A 15,257-nucleotide genomic window follows, 5' to 3' on the forward strand; every position below is an offset into this window, starting at 1 on the left:
TCGGAGCCGCGGCCAACGTGGTCGTCCTGGGCATCGCCGCCCGCAACGGCACCCCGATCAGCTTCTGGCAGTTCACCAGGTACGGCCTGGTCGTGACCGTGGTGACGATCGCCCTGTGCACGCCGTACCTGTGGCTGCGCTATCTGTGAGGCCGTGTTCCCCGGGACTCCGGCACTCGATCCCGGTTGATACCGGCGCTGGTTCTACCGCCCAGCTCGCCACCGAAGGAGCGTGAGATCGTTGACTGACATCGAGCAGCACGACACGGTCGTGGTCATCGGACTGGGCCGCTTCGGCAGCGCGCTCGCCTTGGAGTTGACCCGGCGCGGCACCGAGGTACTCGCCATCGATCATCGGCCCAAGCTCGTGCAGAGCTATACCGGGCAGATCACCCAGGTCGCCGTCGCCGACTCCACCGACCTGGACGCGTTACGACAGCTCGGGGTTCCCGACTTCCGCCGCGCGGTGTGCGCCATCGGCAGCGACATCCAGGCCAGCATCCTCACCGCCTCGCTCCTGGTGGAGCTTGAGATCGACGACATCTGGGCGAAGGCCGTCAGCAAGCAGCACGGTGAGATCCTTCGCCGTATCGGCGTCCGGCATGTCGTCTTCCCCGAACACGACATGGGCGAGCGTGTTGCTCGGCTGGTCAGCGGCCGGTTGCTCGATTACATGGAGGTCGACGAGAACTTCGCGATGGCCAAGATCCGTCCTCCCCGGGACTTCGTCGGCATCGCGCTCGGCGACTCCCGTCTGCGCAGCAAATACGGCCTCACGGTCGTGGCGGTCAAACGTACGGACGAGGGTTTCACCTATGCCACCGCGGACACCGAGCTGACCTACGACGACATGATCATCATCTCCGGCCAGCCCGACCGCATCGAACGCTTCGCCGAACTGCCCTGACCTCTCGATTCTGCTGCTTGCCGATCAGGCCGGCCGAGCCGCTGCCTCCGCTCAGCGAAGACGCCCCTGCCATGCGGCGCGACACGTCCCGCCAAAAGCGATCATGGACATCGGCGGGGGACCCTGATGGGCGAGGCCGGGCTCGGCGTACTGCCATCTGCCGAGCGCGCGAAGCAGGCTCTCCTCCGGGCCCGGTCGCCACGGGAAGGACGTGCTCACCTCACCCGACGATGACCCGCTCCTCGGGTAGCTGGTAGCGGCGGGTACGGTCCTTCAACGCCAGGGCAGAGCCCAGGGTCACAGGTCCCGTCCTGCCGATGAACATGAGCAGCACCAGCAGTATCCGGCCGGCCGGTGTGGTGTCGGCGGTGATGCCGGTGGACAGGCCGACCGTCCCGAACGCTGAGACGGCCTCTACGGGGGATGACGGGATTCTTGCGTCCTCTTACGACTTCTTGATGGCGAGGCATTGAGGTTTTGCTGCAGTCGCTGGACGCTTCAGCAGTCTGCGAGCTAAATTGTTTACGAGACCGTACCGTAAACAATATGGAGCGCACCGTGAAGCCTGACGTTCTCATCGCAGGGGCTGGGCCGGTGGGACTGTCCTTGGCGTGCGCGCTGCTCCAGAATGGCGTCTCCGTACGGGTGATCGACAGGGCTCCAGTCCCGGCCACCACGTCCCGGGCCAACTTCGTGCACGCGCGCGGCTCGGAGGTGCTCGACCGGCTGGACGCGCTCACCGGCCTGCCCGAGGAATCGGTTCGGGCGATGACCATCACCACCTACGCCGGCGACCGCCCGATGATGCGCATCCGGTTCGGCGACCCCGGCCTGCACACTGCCGCTCCCCCGATGGTGATCTCCCAGGCCCGCGTCGAGGCGCGGCTGCGCGACCGGCTGGCCGAGCTGGGTGGGCGGCCGGAATGGGGCTCCGCCCTGGTGAGCGTCGACCAGAACGCCGACGGTGTCACCGCGGTGCTGGGCGACGGCCGCACCGTGCCGACGCGCTGGCTGGTCGGCTGCGACGGGACCGGCAGCACCGTACGCAAGCTCGCCGGCATCGGCTTTCCCGGCGTCAAGGTCAGCGAACGCTTTCTGCTGGTTGACGCCACCCTGGACACCACGCTCGACCGCTCCGGCACCAGCGGCTGGGTGCACCCGGAAGGCATGCTGGGCGCCATGCCCATGCCTGGCGACCAGTGGCGGCTGCTCGCCTACGACCCCGCCTTCCGCCACGACAAGCCCACCGAGGAACAGATCGTCGAGCGGATGCGCCGTATCCTGCCCGAACGTACCAGCGGGATCGGCGGCCGGCTGCTGGAGGCGTCCTGGGCGTCGTTGTTCAGCGTGCACCGCCGCCTGGCCGACACCTACCGTCAGGGCCGGATCCTGCTGGCCGGGGACGCCGCGCACGCGCACGCCCCGTTCGGCGGGCAGGGCATGCTCACCGGCATCGGCGACGCGGAGAACCTCGCCTGGAAGCTGGCCCTCGTCATCGGCGGGCTGGCGGGCGAGCGGCTCCTGGACACCTACGAGGCCGAGCGCCGCCCGCTGGCCACGCAGGTCCTGCGCGGCAGCACCGCCGCCACCAGGATGAACATCGCCTCCGGGCCCGTCGGCCGGTTCCTGCGCGACCGCGTCATGGTGCCGGTGTTCAACCTGCCCGTGCTGCAGCGCTGGGCCACCTACACCACCTCCCAGCTGTGGGTCAGCTACCGGCGGGGCCCGCTCGGCGGGCGCGGTGGCCGGCCGTGGCCCGGCGACCGCATCCCCGACCTGGCCTGCGAGCGCCCCGACGGCACTCGCACCCGGCTGCATGCCGAGCTGCGCGGCCGCTGGGTAGCCGTAGGCGACCGCGAGCTGTTCGAGGCCGCCCGCCGGCGGCTCGGCGAGCACGTCGTCCACCTCCGCCCGGTGGAGGTGCTGCCCGCTATGCTCGTACGCCCGGACGCCCACCTGGCCTGCAAGGGCGACCCCACCGGCTGGCTGGACGGAGCACTCGCTTGACCGACCGCCGAGGACGCGGACGCCCCCGCGATCCCGAGACCGACGCCTCGATCCTGCGCGCCGCGCTGGAGCTGTTCATCGAGCGCGGCGTCGAGGGCACCAGCATGGAGCAGATCGCCAAGCGGGCCGGCGTGGGCAAGCTCACCGTCTACCGCCGCTGGAGCACCAAGGAGGACCTGATCGCCCAGGCGGTCGAGCAGACGGTCAGCGCCGACCTCGTCCCCTCCCCCGGCGACATCAAGGAACTCGACCCCCAGCAGCTCGTCGAAGGCGTCATCGAGGCGGCGGCGGAGATGACCGCGAGCCCGGCTTTCCGCGCTCTGGTCGCCCGGATGATGGGTTCGGCAGTCAGCCATCCCGAGCTGATGGCCGTCTACTGGAAGCATCACGTCCTGCCGCGCCGGGAGCTGGCCGCTGCCCTCCTGCGGCGCGCCCAGCAGGAGGGCACCGTGGCCGCCGACGCCGACCTCGACGTGCTGATCGACATGATGGCCGGCGCGGTGACCTGGCGCGTCCTGCAGCCGAACCCGCCGGACGCCACCGGGATGCTGGACTTCCTCAAGGCCGTCTACCGGCAGGTGGGGCTGTACCCGCCGGTACCGTGATCGTGGTCGCGGCCCGGTTCGTCAGCCGGTCCTGCCGGCCGCAGCAGTATTCACCACGTGGCGGCGCATCAGATGCACGCCGACGGCGACGATCCAGCCGAAGCCGGTCAGCAGGGAGAGATGTTCGAGCAGACCCGCGGGAGCCGGCTGCCAGATTCCGAGCGTGTCGAGGCGGTAGGCGATGCCGGCGGCGGAGGCGAAGACGATGACGAGGGCACCGGCCAGCCGGGAGCGGACCATCCATCGGCGGCTTGTCTCACCCAGCCGCCCGGCCAGTGTGAACGCGGCGCCGCTGAGCCCGGCGAAGAGCAGGAAGCCGGCCACCTGGTGGATGCGGCCGCTTGCGGTGACGGTGTTCGCCTGCCCGGGCGGGTAGCCCAGAGCCGGGTCGGTGGGCACCAGCCCGGCCACGACGAGCCCCGCAGCCGCGGTGGCGAGCAGGATCGGCCCCCACGTGGCGCCGCGCCCCCGCCGCAGAACGTGCCGCACCCCGAGGGCGAAGGCGGCCAGCAGCAGTCCGCCCAGCACGAAGTTGGTCGTCTGCAGCCAGGCTCGCTCGCCGGCGCCAAGTTGGCTGGCGCCGTGGTGCCACAGGCTGTAGCCGGGCCGGGTGGCACCGTCCGCCCAGAGCAGGGCCGGCACCAGCACCCCGGCAACGATGCCACTGCCGAGCAGCGCCGCGAGAGCACGAGAGGTCATCGGGAAGTCCTCCACTTCTCCGCGCCGACCGGCGACGCGGGCCGACCAGGCTTCCCGGCTCACCTCTGATGTGATACAGCTATTTTAGCTTATACTGAAATAGCTGCAAGAGGAGGCCTCGGCGGTATGACGGAACAGGATCCACTGCTGGAATGGGTGGAGCGGGTGGCCATGTACCTGGCCCGTGACGGGGTGCCGCCGATCGCCGGGCGGGTGCTCGGCTGGCTGATGGTGTGCGATCCGCCGGAGCAGTCCGCGGGGCAGATCAGCCAGGCCATCGGCGCCAGCCGCGCCTCGCTGACCTCCAACCTGCGGTTGTTGTCCAGCATGGGGTTCCTCACCTCGCGTACGCGGCCGGGCGAGCGCACCGTCTACTACCGGATGGCCGAGGACGCCTGGGTGGTCGTGGTGCGCAAGCAGATCGCCGGTCTCACCTCGTTCCTCGACATCACCCGCGAGGGCCTGGATCTGGTCGGCCCCGGCGACGACCGGGCCGGCCGCATCCGCCAGGCGCACACCACCTTCGAATGGATGGCCAAGGTGTTCCAGAACGCGCCACTTCCCGGAGAGGACGCATGACCGGGCACGCGATCGTGGTCGGCGGCGGCATCGGGGGCCTGGCCATGGCCGTCGCCCTGCGGCGGATCGGCTGGCAGGCCACCGTGCTGGAACGGGCCCCCGCGCTGGGTGAGATCGGCGCCGGCATGTCGCAGGCCCCGAACGCGCTGCGGGCCCTCGACGAGCTCGGCGTCGGCGTGCAGGCACGCGCCAGAGGGGTGCCCTCCTACTCGGCCGGCAACCTGCGCCTGCCCGATGGCCGCCACCTGCAGCGTGCCCGCCGGGGCGACGCGACGCCGCTGCTCGCCTTCCACCGCGCCGACCTGCACGGGCTGCTGCTGGAGGCGGTGCCCGCCGGTTGGGTCCGCACCGGTACGGAGGTCACCGGCCTGCGCCAGGACGACCGCGGCGTGACGGTCACCTGGGACGGCGGCCAGGCGAGCGCGGACCTGGTGATCGGCGCGGACGGCATCCGCAGCGCCGTACGCCGCGCATGGTGGCCGGACGCGCCGCCGCCCCGCTTCCTGGGCCGCACCGCCTGGCTCGGCGTCACGGACCCCAGCGGAATCCCTGGCGGTTCCGCGGCCTCGCCCGGCAACGACACGACGCCGCCCGACGGGCTGGACGGCAGCGTCACCATGGGCCCAGGAGGCTACTTCCTCATCCACCCGATCAGCCGCGGCCGCACCTACTGGGCCTTCGTCACGACCGCCGACCGGCCGGACCTGCGCTACGCGCAGGAGAAGGCGGAGGTGGCCGGCCGCCTGGCGGCCTGGCACCACCCCATCCCGGACCTGATCGCGGCCACCCCGGACGAGGCCGTGATCCACATCGACATCAGCGACCTGGACCCGCTGCCCACGTATGTCCGCGGCCGGGTGGCGCTGCTGGGCGACGCCGCCCACGCGATGAGCCCCGACCGCGGCCAGGGCGCCGGGCAGTCCATCGAGGACGCGGTCGTGCTCGCCGCCGCCCTCCACGCCGAGGCCGGTATAGACGCCGCACTGGCCCGCTACGACACCGAGCGACGGCCCCGTACCCAGGCCACCGCCCGCGGCGCCCGCGCGGACGGGCGCCGCACCACGTCCGCGGCGGCGCACCGGGCCCTGGTCACCATGATCCGGCTCATGCCCGCACCACTGTGGCGCAAGGGGATCGCGGCCGACGGCAACGCCACCTGGCGGTGGCGGCCACCGCGCCTGCCGGAGCCGACAACACACGCCTGATGTGGCCGGCCTTGCCACGGGATCAGATACTGCCGAGCCCGTGCTCAGCGCATCGAAGGCGCTACCTTCGCTGTGGTCGCCTCCTTCACGCCAGCCCTCACCCTGCCGCGAGGAAATCGACGATCCTCGCGGCAACGCGGGGATAGTCGGGGCCGAACCAGATCATGTGGCTGGCGGCCTGGCTGGTCACCAGTTCGGCTCTCGGCATCGCCGCAACCAGGCACTCGGCATGAGCGAAGGACACCGACCGGTCGTGGCGGGTCGCGATGACCAGTGCGGGCTGGCTGACCTGCGCGGCGCGGTCCGGCACGGGGAGCATGTCGGCGACGAAGCCGCGACCCGAGCGCGTCGAGCTGAACAGGCCGACGAGCAGGCTGCGTTCAGCGGTGGACAAATTTCGCAGCACCTGGCGTGCGGGCAGGACCGACAGATCATGGAGGAGCAGGCGTAACCCTGACGAGGGTGCCGCGCGGAGCAGGAGCCGCAGGATCGCCCAGGTGCCGGCCTCCACCCGGCCGTTGAACACCACCCGGCCGTTGAACACCGCCCGGCCGCCCAGCCGGGTCAGCCGGTCGGGCCAGGGCAGGAACCCGACCGCGCTTTGCAGGATGACCCGCTCGACCAGGTGGGGGTGGCGGGCGGCCATGCTCAGCGCGGTACGTCCGCCGGCCGAGATCCCCACGACCGCGGCGAGGCGGGCGACGCCCAGAACCTGGCACAGCTGGGCGGTGGCCTCGGCGAAGCCGGCCGCCGTGGTACCGGTGGTCAGTGGCGTTCGCCCATATCCGGGACGCGAGGGGACCAGCACCGTGCAGCCGGCGTCGGCGAAGACCTCCTCGCCCAACGACAGCCCCGCCCGCATGTGGCCGCCGTGGAACACCGCGACCGTCCTGGGCCCGTCTCCCTCCAGGCGATACTCCACCGGCCCCGACGGCAGGCCCACGACGACGGCGGCCCGCTCGGGATGAGCGTGGGAAGTGGACGCCACGGCGCCTCCTCTCGTCACGGGGATGGTCGTTCCTACCGGCGGATCTTGCGGGTGACGCTGCCGTACCAGGCCGGGACCTCCCGCTCGTCGTCGAACCAGCGGGCCACCACGATGTCGGTGGAGGAGTGCAGCAGGATCGACAGCACGATGGTCACGGCGACGAGCTGGAACACCGGCACGGCGGCGGCGATGCCGGAGCCCAGCACCAGCAGCCCGTAGACCACGGAGGCGAATCCCTTGGGCCCGAACCACGCCACGGCCGCCTGCTCGCGCACGCTCAGCCCCGAGCGCAGGAACGACAGCCAGATCGCGACGGGCCGGGCCACGATCAGCGCGAGTACCGCGAACAGCCACCCTTGCCAGCCGACCGAGCCGAGCAGGGCCGGGGTGATGAGCGCACCGAACACCAGCAGCGCGGCGAGCTTGAACACCTCGGCGATCAGCTCGCCGAAGTGCTCGAACGACTCGCGCTGGCGCGGCCCGAAGGTGGCCACGGTGATTCCGGCGGAGAACGCGGCCAGGAACAGGTTGCCGTGCGTGGCCTTGCCGACGGCCAGCACGAGCAGGCCGATGGCCAGGGCGTTGAGCGGCTCGTACGGGGTGGAGGCGGCGAACCAGCGGGTCTGCTCCAGCTTGATCGCCACCCAGGGGATGGCGACCCCGATGACGATGCCGAGCCCCAGCTCCAGGCCCAGCTCGCCCAGGTGCAGGTCGTCGGAGCCGGCCGCGACCGCGAGGAAGAGGATGACGAACGGCAGCGCCAGGCCGTCGTTGACGCCGGATTCGACGTTGAGCAGTTGCCGCAGCCGGGGCGGCACCTTCTCGTTGCCGACCAGCGCGGCGGCGAACACCGGGTCGGTGGGCGCGAGAATGGCGCCGATCAGCAGCGCCTCGATCCAGCCCAGCCCGAGCAGGTAGTGCGCCCCGACGGCGGTGATGGCCAGCGTCAGCGGCAGGCCCCAGCCGAGCGCCCGGCCGGGCAGCCGCCAGGCGCTGCGCAGCTCGGCCCAGCCGACCCGCATGCCGTCGGTGAACAACACGGTGAACAACGCCAGCTCGGCCAGCGTGGCCACCAGATCGTCGCCGGGCCGCAGCGAGACGACGCCGAGCACGCCGTCGCCCAGCACGAACCCGGCGACGAGAAACAGCGCGGCGGTGGACAGGATGGTGCGGTGGGCCAGGCTGGACAGCAGCACGGCCAGCAGGAGCACGCACGCGAACGCGGTCAGCAGGACGCCCATCAGGGGCGCCGCGTGGGGGTCGTCATGGAACGGCCTTCCGGTCGGATCAGCTTGCACGATCTTGCCGACCAGACTTCCCGGCGCACCGCGCCCACCCTAACAGGGGCGCTGCCAAGGCGACAGACGCATTCGTGACGGGCGCCCCACTACCAGACCACGGCGGCGGTGGCAGGTCCAGGGTCCGCCAGGGCCGAGTAGTGGACGTGGGCGAAGGGCGAGAGCCGGAGGCCGCGTCCGTGACCAGGCCGATCTCCCAGCCGAACTCCAGCGCGAACCCCGTCCCGACGGCGACCGCTCCGGCCCGGCCGAGCAACCCGTAGGCGCAGACCGTGACGCCGGTGACGACCCAGACGGTCGGCAGCAGCGGCAGAGTGAGCGCGAGCAGGCCGCCCACGTCGCCGGAGCCGAGCCCGCACAGGAGGCCGACGACGGTCAGCAGGGCGGCGGGCACGGCGAGGGCGATCAGCAGGTGCCCGGCGGCCCAGCGCAGCCGTCCGGTCGGCCCGGCCAGAACCGCCTCTGCGAGGCGGCCCGCCTCCTCCTGCCACAGTCTGGACACGGCCAGCACGGCGTACAGGGACACGGTGTACGCGCCGAACACGTAGATGATGAGCCCGTAGAACACGTGGGCCGGGTCGGCCTCGGCGCCCATGCGGGCCGCCCATGCCGCCAGCCCCGCGCTGCCGCCGAACTCCGCCACCGCCTCCCGCCCGCCGAAGCCGAGCGCCAGCCCGAACAGCACGGCCGCGACCAGCCACGCGATCGCCGCGGCCCGCTGCGTCCGCCAGGCGAGCGCCAGTGGCGTGCCCGACCACCCGGCCGCGGCGACCGACCCTGCCCGTTCGGGCAGCAGTCCGGCGCCCACGTCCCGCCGCCCGGCCAGCCGGTACGCCAGCGCGATCAGCACCACAGCCGAAGCCGCAGCCAGGACGAACACCCACCACCGCTCGCCGGCGAACGGCCGGGAGCGCAGCAGCCAGCCGGTCGGCACCGCCCACCCGAGCCAGGGCGCGGCCACGTCGGACACGCCCCGCAGCAGGTCAGGGCGAAGAACAGGCCGATCGCGCCGAGCCCGGCCGGACGTGCGCCCGGCGTCACCTGCACGGCCACTGCCGCCATCCCGGCGGCCGTCCATCCCCCGCAGGCCGCGATCAGGCCCCACGCGGCGAGCCGGCGACCGGCATGCCCGCGCCCGCCAGCACAGCGGTGATCAGCACGGCCACAAGCGCATCGGCCGCGAGGACCACCGCCAGCGCGGCGGTCAGCGGCGCGTGCCTGCCGACCGGCGCGGCACCGATCAGGTCGCGCCGACCGGCCTCCTCATCCGAACGGGTGCGGCGGACCAGGAACAGCACGCTGCCGAGGGCGGCGAAGATCATGGTGGCGGCTGCGCGCTGCCGGGCGGCGATGGCTCCCACGCTGAGGCCGTACGCCGGGCCCTGGATGAGGAGCACCGCGGGGTTGGCGGCGATCCGCCCGGCGTACTCGCGGCGTGCTCCCTCGGTGGGCATCAGGGTGCCGATCGTGCTGACGGTGCCGTACACGAAGGCTGCGATGAGCACCGCCCACAGGGCCAGCCAGATCCGATCGCGTCGCAGGATCAGCCGGATCAGCGCGCCCGTCCCCGCCATCTCAGGCCGCCGCGCTTGTCTCGTAGTGACGCAGGAACAGTACCTCCAGCGTGGGTGGCTGCGCGGTCAAGTCGCGGACGCCGAGGGGTGGCCAACCGGGCCAGCACCCCGGCCGGCCCGGCGCTGTCGACCTGGCAGCGCACCCGGCCGTCCGCCGTCGTCGTCAGCTGGTGCACGCCGGGCAGGGTGGCCAGCCCGTCGGGCGGCCCTGGCAGGGTGGCAGTGATGGAGGTACGGGTCAGATGCCGCAGCTCGGTCAGGGTGCCGGTCTCGACGGTACGTCCGGCGCGGATGATGGACACCCGGTCGCACAGCGCCTCCACCTCCGACAGGATGTGGCTGGACAGCAGCACCGTCCGGCCGCCGGCCTTGGCCTGCGCCACACAGTCGCGGAAGACGGCCTCCATCAGCGGGTCGAGTCCGGAGGTCGGCTCGTCCAGGAGCAGCAGCTCGGCGTCGCAGGCGAAGGCCGCGATCAGGGCGACCTTCTGCCGGTTGCCCTTGGAACAGGTGCGTGTCTTCTTGCCGGAATCGAGTGCGAACCGCTCGATCAGCTCCGCACGCCGCGTGGGGGCGACGCCGCCGCGCAGCCTGGCCAGCACGTCGATCACCTCTCCCCCGATCAGGTTCGGCCACAGCGTGACGTCGCCCGGCACGTAGGCGAGCCTGCGGTGCAGCTCGACGGCCTGCCGCCACGGGTCGCCGCCGAGCAGCCGGACGCGCCCGGCGTCGGCGCGCAACAGCCCGAGCAGGACGCGTAACGTGGTGGTCTTCCCGGCGCCGTTCGGGCCGAGGAAGCCGTGCACCTCGCCTGGAGTCACGGTGAGGTCCAGGCCGTCCAGGGCGCGGGTCCTTCCGTAGGTCTTGACCAGGCCGGTGATCTCGATCGGGTCAGTCATCGCCGTGCTCCTCGGTCAGGTGGCGCCCGGCCTCGGACCGGGCGAAGTCGCCCATGGCGGCGTACACCTCGGCCATGGCGGTGCCGATGGCGGTCGCGTGCTCGCGGGCCAGCACGTCCACGCCCATGCGGCGGCTCAGGTAGGGGTGCAGGACGATCGTGCCGGCGTGCATCGCGCTCATCACGGCGGCGGCGTCGCGCGCCTTGGCCGAGCCTTCGGGGAAGCGGTCGGGCCAGGTGGCGGTGAGGAACTCCTCGGTGACCCGCATCGCGCCCGCGAAGAACGCCTCCGCCGCCGGTGAGCCGTCCGCCAGGGCGATCTCAATATTGCTTCCCATCTAGATATTGCTATTGGCCGAACTGTTCGGACCTATCCGAACAAACCGATAGACTCGACGTGTGAGCGTTGATGAGTTCGTGGAGGACGCGGGGCTCTTCTACGAGCGGCTCGGGCTGAGCCGCACGTCGGGTCGCGTCATGGGGTGGTTGCTGACCGCCGACACCTCTGGCGCGGACGCGCCCGAGCTGGCCGAGGCGCTGGCCGTGGCCAAGAGCAGCATGAGCGTCGCGCTGCGGCAACTGGAGCAGGCGGGCCTGATCGAGAGGTTCCGGGTGCGCGGGGAACGGCGCGACCGCTACCGGCTGGCCGAGGACGTCTTCGCCCGCGCCTTCCGCGCGAAGATGACCGAGTTCGAGAGCTTCCGCGCCCTGGCCGAGCAGGGGCTGCGCGCGGTGGGCGACGATCCGGAGCGCCGGCGGCGGCTGGAGCTCATGCGCGACATGTACGCGTTCATGATGGACCGCTTCCCCCGCCTGCTGGACGAGTGGGACGAGCTCAAGGACCGGCGATGAGACCTTTACTGATCACCGTGGGGAGCCGCGGCGACGTCCAGCCGTACCTGGCCCTGGCCTGCGGGCTGCTGGCCGCCGGGCACCGGCCGCTCCTGGCGGCGCCCCGGCGCTTCGAGCCGCTCGCCACCGCCTGCGGGGTGGACTTCGCGCCGCTGAACGACGAGATGCTCGCGCTGCAGGACAAGGTTCAGGGGCAGGGCGTACGCACCGCCATCACCGCCGCCCGCACGGTCAAGCCGATGCTCCGCCGCCTGCTCGACGACCAGGCCGCACTCACCGCACACGAGGCCGACGTGGTCGTCCACCACCCCAAGTCCCTCGGCGGCCCCTACGTCGCCGAGAAGCTCGGCGTCCCGGCCTTGGCCGGCCTGCTGCTGCCGCTTTACCTGCCCACCGCCGCCTTCGCCTCCCCCATCCTGCCGGTACGGGTGCCGCGCGCGCTCAACCGGGCGAGTTGGCGCGTCTCCTCGGCCGTCGAGGCGCCCTACCGCGGCACGGTGCGGGATTGGCGGGTAGGGGCGCTGGGCCTGCGCGACGGGTTCCGCCCGGTGGCCGACCTGGTCGAGGCGGGCGGCGTCCTGCACGCCTGGAGCCCGCACCTGCTCCCGGCCCCTCCCGACTGGCCCGCCTCCGCTCACCCCATCGGCTTCTGGACCATGCCCGCCGCCAGCTGGACGCCGCCGGAACGGCTGGCCCGTTTCCTGGACGACGGCGACCCGCCCATCTACGTCGGCTTCGGCAGCTCCTCCAGCGGAGACCCGCAGACGCTGACCGCCACGGTGCTGGAGGCCGTCCGGCTGACCGGGCGCCGCGCCGTCCTGGCCACCGGCTGGGGTGCCCTGCGAGCGGGCACGGAGCCGGACGGCGTCCTGGTGATCGAGGAGGCCCCCCATGACTGGCTGCTCCCGCGTGTCTCCGTCGCCGTGCACCACGGCGGCATCGGCACGGTGGCCGCCGCACTGCGCGCCGGCGTCCCCCAGGTGGTCCGCCCGTTCCTGGGAGACCAGCCGTTCTGGGCCGGACGCCTGCACCATCTCGGCGTCGCGCCGCCACCCGTCACTGGCCGCCTCGCTTCCGGCCGGCTGGCCGCCGCGATCGAGGCGGCGACCGCCTGCGCCCCTGCGGCCCGCGCGCTCGCCGCGCCGGTCCGTGCCGAGGACGGCGTCGCAGCCGCCGTGAACCGCATCAGCGGCGCGATCTGAGACCGAGTCACGACCGAGCCTGGCTCCTGGGGCCATTCATGCCACGACCCACGACCCACGGGCTCGGCCTGGTCAAAGGTCAAGCCGGCGGAGCCGTACCACCACAAAGGCGAGCAGCCCGAGGGCGGCCAGCGCGAAGACGGCGTTGCCGATGAGGTCCACATGCGCGGGCGCCGGGAAACTCGGCGGCTACGGGAAGCCGTGCCAGGCGTAGGTGACCAGGCCGGCAGCGCCCAGGGCGAACCTGTGCCAGGGGCCCCAGCCCATGCGCCGGGACCAGCGCAGGATGAGCATCGTCATCGTGGCGTAGAGCGCGAGGTAGAAGCCGACCGTGATCCACGCGGGCACGACGGACTCCAGCCTGATCCCCACCAGGGCGAGCAGACCGGGGAGCCAGAACGCCAGCCCGGCCGCGATGGTGATTGGTCGGGCCGGCCGATATGGCCGGGAGGAGGGGGCGGCGGAATCGAACGGACAGTAACGCGGCGACGATCAGGACGACGGCCGTGACCAGCGTCCAGGTGATCTGAGCGGCCGACAGCGGGTAGAGGGGCCGGATCTGCCAGGGCGATGGGCACCGCGCCGCCGAGCAGGAACAGGACGGCTGACACGGTGAGGCCGGCCTTGCCGAGCCAGGGCGTGTGCCGATGCCCAGCGCCGGAATGAACCCGTGGTCGAGCAACCGCAACCCGACATGGTCGGGATCGAACAGCGACCGGGTGAGCAGGCCCTCCTCGATCACGGCATAGGCGAGCCCGAGCAGGATGATCCCCGGCCACCCCAGCCGCCAGGCGGGCGACCCCACCCACCACCGACCAACAGGAGGTGGCACACACCGAACTCATGACGGCATGGTCAAACCAGCAGAGCCTCACGCGAGAACCGAACTGCACCACTCCGCGGGACATAACCCAGCAGGGTGAGCTTGTCCTGATCGGTAAGGGTGAGGGCAACCGCCGTCAATCGTCGCCGAGAGCAGGCCTGGCCACTCCGAGGACATGCTCGAAGTGCCGGAAGGCGAACCGGTCGCAGCTCTCGATGACGAACCCTGCCCGCCCGAGGGCGGCCACGATGTCACGGGCTGGATGGCAGCCTCCCGCGGCTCGTGACCAGACCGGCGTGACCAGGCATTCCGCCAGCGTCATGAGCAGGTTCGCCGAGCGTTGATGCTCGTAGAACCGCAACTCGCCACCAGGCGCCAGCACGCGCCGCACCTCCCTCAGCGCGTCCTGCACGCGGGCGGCGCAGCACAGCACCAGCGAGCACACGACGGCGTCGCATGATCCGTCGGGTACGGGCAGGGCCCGCAGGTCGCCCTCGATGATCCGAACCGGGGTCGCCAGGCGTCCGGCGATGTCCTTTGCCGCCGCTCGCAGGAACGGATCCGCCTCGACCAGGACGATCTCCTCGACCGGGGCCGGGTAGCAGCTGAGCTTCACACCGTCGCCCGCCCCGATCTCCAGGACGCGCCCGCTCAGGCCGGCCAGAAGTTGTGTGCGCTGCGGCGTCGGGGCGAACCCCTTCCTCCGGTCGGCACGCACTCTGCGGGGGTGGTGGAACTGTTCCATACCACCGGTCAAGTGACGCTCGATATCCGGCGAATCCGCCAGACCGCCCGAATGCACTGCCATGTCTCCACTATCGGGCCGCGCGGCTCAAAAGGAACGGTATCCCTACACAATCCTGATGGGTTCGGCCCAATTCATACGCGTCGGCGAGACCGACGGCATGCCATGTCAATTCTCCTGCGACGTCCGGCGATGCTCATGACAACGACTCCAGGATCTTGACCGCGCGGCCCGTCCCGTCCTCGGCCTGGATGAGGCACCCCAGGCGATCGGCGGCCTGCGCCGAAGCCGGGTTGGTGATGGCCTGACGGATGGCTCCCCCTCGGCGGTGAGACGCCGCTGGGGTGAGGCGGCGGGGCGACGCCGGCACGCGTCGTGCAGGCGGCCCAGAACGGCCGGACCGATCTGCTGCGCCGCTCGGAGGTGCCTTCGAGACGATGACCGACGTCACCGCCCGGCATCCGGTCGACGCCACCCGATCGTGGAAACCGGCAGGTGGCCTCCGGATGGCGCACTCGAAGGCGAATCAGGTTCGACCAAGGCCGTCGGCCGGGGTCCGCGCAGGAGACCTGAGAACCACCACCGTGGCGCCGACTCGCTCACCTTGGGCGGTGTCGTTCGTAGCGAGATCACGCCGTCGCGTTGTGCGACGGCGTGCATGACGTCCGCCATGCCCCCACGCATGGCCGCGATCGTCACACCACGGCGGTAGCGGCACCCCCGGGGCCGCGCCGGCCACAAATCGTCCGCCCGTTCGCGGCCATGAGCCTGTCACGCACGGAGCGCCGGCTGCTGGCGGAGCTGGAATGCCGTCTTGTCAGAGAGGACCCAGCCCCTGACGCCATGCTCTCGGGCGTACTGGACCCCGACACGGAG

15 protein-coding genes and 2 pseudogenes are annotated in these 15,257 nt (G+C 71.8%); 7 read left to right on the forward strand and 10 right to left on the reverse strand.

Features of this window, described 5'->3' with window-relative positions; genetic code table 11:
* The first annotated feature begins 240 nt into the window (after positions 1-240).
* Entirely contained in the window at positions 241-906 is a 666-nt protein-coding gene (locus tag AB0I79_RS39695) for a TrkA family potassium uptake protein (protein ID WP_357884832.1), read from the forward strand.
* A 220-nt stretch (positions 907-1,126) separates the two neighbouring features.
* Here the strand turns inward: AB0I79_RS39695 and AB0I79_RS39700 are convergent.
* Positions 1,127-1,321 (reverse strand): annotated as a pseudogene (locus tag AB0I79_RS39700) (potassium transporter TrkG); the annotation flags it as partial.
* Between the two features lie 143 nt (positions 1,322-1,464).
* On the opposite strand from AB0I79_RS39700, the gene AB0I79_RS39705 reads away from it, so the two are divergent.
* Both AB0I79_RS39705 and AB0I79_RS39710 read left to right on the forward strand, forming a co-directional pair.
* Positions 1,465-2,913 (forward strand): FAD-dependent oxidoreductase, encoded by a 1,449-nt coding sequence (locus AB0I79_RS39705; protein ID WP_357884834.1) that lies wholly within the window; start codon positions 1,465-1,467, stop codon positions 2,911-2,913.
* Positions 2,910-3,518, forward strand: a complete 609-nt coding sequence (locus tag AB0I79_RS39710; protein ID WP_357884836.1) for a TetR/AcrR family transcriptional regulator — start codon at positions 2,910-2,912, stop codon at positions 3,516-3,518. The genes AB0I79_RS39705 and AB0I79_RS39710 overlap by 4 nt, the downstream gene beginning before the upstream one ends.
* A 21-nt stretch (positions 3,519-3,539) precedes the next feature.
* Here AB0I79_RS39710 and AB0I79_RS39715 read toward each other — a convergent pair whose 3' ends face one another.
* Positions 3,540-4,217 (reverse strand): DUF998 domain-containing protein, encoded by a 678-nt coding sequence (locus AB0I79_RS39715; protein WP_357884838.1) that lies wholly within the window; start codon positions 4,215-4,217, stop codon positions 3,540-3,542.
* 126 nt (positions 4,218-4,343) lie between these two features.
* Between AB0I79_RS39715 and AB0I79_RS39720 the strand changes: the two genes are divergently transcribed.
* Positions 4,344-4,796 carry a transcriptional regulator gene (locus tag AB0I79_RS39720; protein ID WP_357884840.1) on the forward strand — a complete coding sequence of 151 codons (453 nt, stop codon included), beginning with the start codon at positions 4,344-4,346 and terminating at the stop codon, positions 4,794-4,796.
* Positions 4,793-6,001 carry an FAD-dependent monooxygenase gene (locus tag AB0I79_RS39725; protein ID WP_357884842.1) on the forward strand — a complete coding sequence of 403 codons (1,209 nt, stop codon included), beginning with the start codon at positions 4,793-4,795 and terminating at the stop codon, positions 5,999-6,001. Before AB0I79_RS39720 ends, AB0I79_RS39725 begins: the two co-directional genes overlap by 4 nt.
* A 97-nt stretch (positions 6,002-6,098) precedes the next feature.
* On the opposite strand, the gene AB0I79_RS39730 is transcribed toward AB0I79_RS39725, so the two are convergent.
* From AB0I79_RS39730 to AB0I79_RS39755, 6 genes and pseudogenes are all read right to left on the reverse strand, one after another.
* Positions 6,099-6,989: an alpha/beta hydrolase gene (locus AB0I79_RS39730; RefSeq protein WP_357884844.1), complete on the reverse strand. Its 891-nt coding sequence runs from the start codon at positions 6,987-6,989 to the stop codon at positions 6,099-6,101.
* 32 nt (positions 6,990-7,021) lie between these two features.
* Positions 7,022-8,287, reverse strand: a complete 1,266-nt coding sequence (locus AB0I79_RS39735; RefSeq protein ID WP_357884846.1) for a cation:proton antiporter — start codon at positions 8,285-8,287, stop codon at positions 7,022-7,024.
* A complete protein-coding gene (locus tag AB0I79_RS39740; protein WP_357884848.1) occupies positions 8,277-9,257 on the reverse strand; it encodes a hypothetical protein in 981 nt (326 codons plus the stop codon). Before AB0I79_RS39740 ends, AB0I79_RS39735 begins: the two co-directional genes overlap by 11 nt.
* Positions 9,258-9,381: 124 nt before the next feature.
* Entirely contained in the window at positions 9,382-9,861 is a 480-nt protein-coding gene (locus AB0I79_RS39745) for a hypothetical protein (protein WP_357884850.1), read from the reverse strand.
* A 1-nt stretch (position 9,862) separates the two neighbouring features.
* Positions 9,863-10,760: pseudogene (locus AB0I79_RS39750) on the reverse strand (ABC transporter ATP-binding protein).
* Positions 10,753-11,097 carry a hypothetical protein gene (locus tag AB0I79_RS39755; RefSeq protein ID WP_357884852.1) on the reverse strand — a complete coding sequence of 115 codons (345 nt, stop codon included), beginning with the start codon at positions 11,095-11,097 and terminating at the stop codon, positions 10,753-10,755. The pseudogene AB0I79_RS39750 and the gene AB0I79_RS39755 overlap by 8 nt, the downstream one beginning before the upstream one ends.
* Before the next feature lie 61 nt (positions 11,098-11,158).
* Between AB0I79_RS39755 and AB0I79_RS39760 the strand changes: the two genes are divergently transcribed.
* Together AB0I79_RS39760 and AB0I79_RS39765 are read left to right on the forward strand one after the other, a co-directional pair.
* Positions 11,159-11,611, forward strand: a complete 453-nt coding sequence (locus tag AB0I79_RS39760) for a MarR family transcriptional regulator (RefSeq protein ID WP_357884853.1) — start codon at positions 11,159-11,161, stop codon at positions 11,609-11,611.
* Positions 11,608-12,813, forward strand: a complete 1,206-nt coding sequence (locus AB0I79_RS39765) for a glycosyltransferase (RefSeq protein WP_357884858.1) — start codon at positions 11,608-11,610, stop codon at positions 12,811-12,813. The genes AB0I79_RS39760 and AB0I79_RS39765 overlap by 4 nt, the downstream gene beginning before the upstream one ends.
* 189 nt (positions 12,814-13,002) lie before the next feature.
* Here AB0I79_RS39765 and AB0I79_RS39770 read toward each other — a convergent pair whose 3' ends face one another.
* Together AB0I79_RS39770 and AB0I79_RS39775 are read right to left on the reverse strand one after the other, a co-directional pair.
* A complete protein-coding gene (locus AB0I79_RS39770; protein WP_357884860.1) occupies positions 13,003-13,185 on the reverse strand; it encodes a hypothetical protein in 183 nt (60 codons plus the stop codon).
* 587 nt (positions 13,186-13,772) lie between these two features.
* Positions 13,773-14,354, reverse strand: a complete 582-nt coding sequence (locus AB0I79_RS39775) for a class I SAM-dependent methyltransferase (protein WP_357884862.1) — start codon at positions 14,352-14,354, stop codon at positions 13,773-13,775.
* Positions 14,355-15,257: the final 903 nt, after the last annotated feature.

The sequence above is a fragment of the Nonomuraea sp. NPDC050202 genome (assembly GCF_040656115.1).
In the GTDB taxonomy this organism is placed as follows: Bacteria; Actinomycetota; Actinomycetes; order Streptosporangiales; family Streptosporangiaceae; genus Nonomuraea.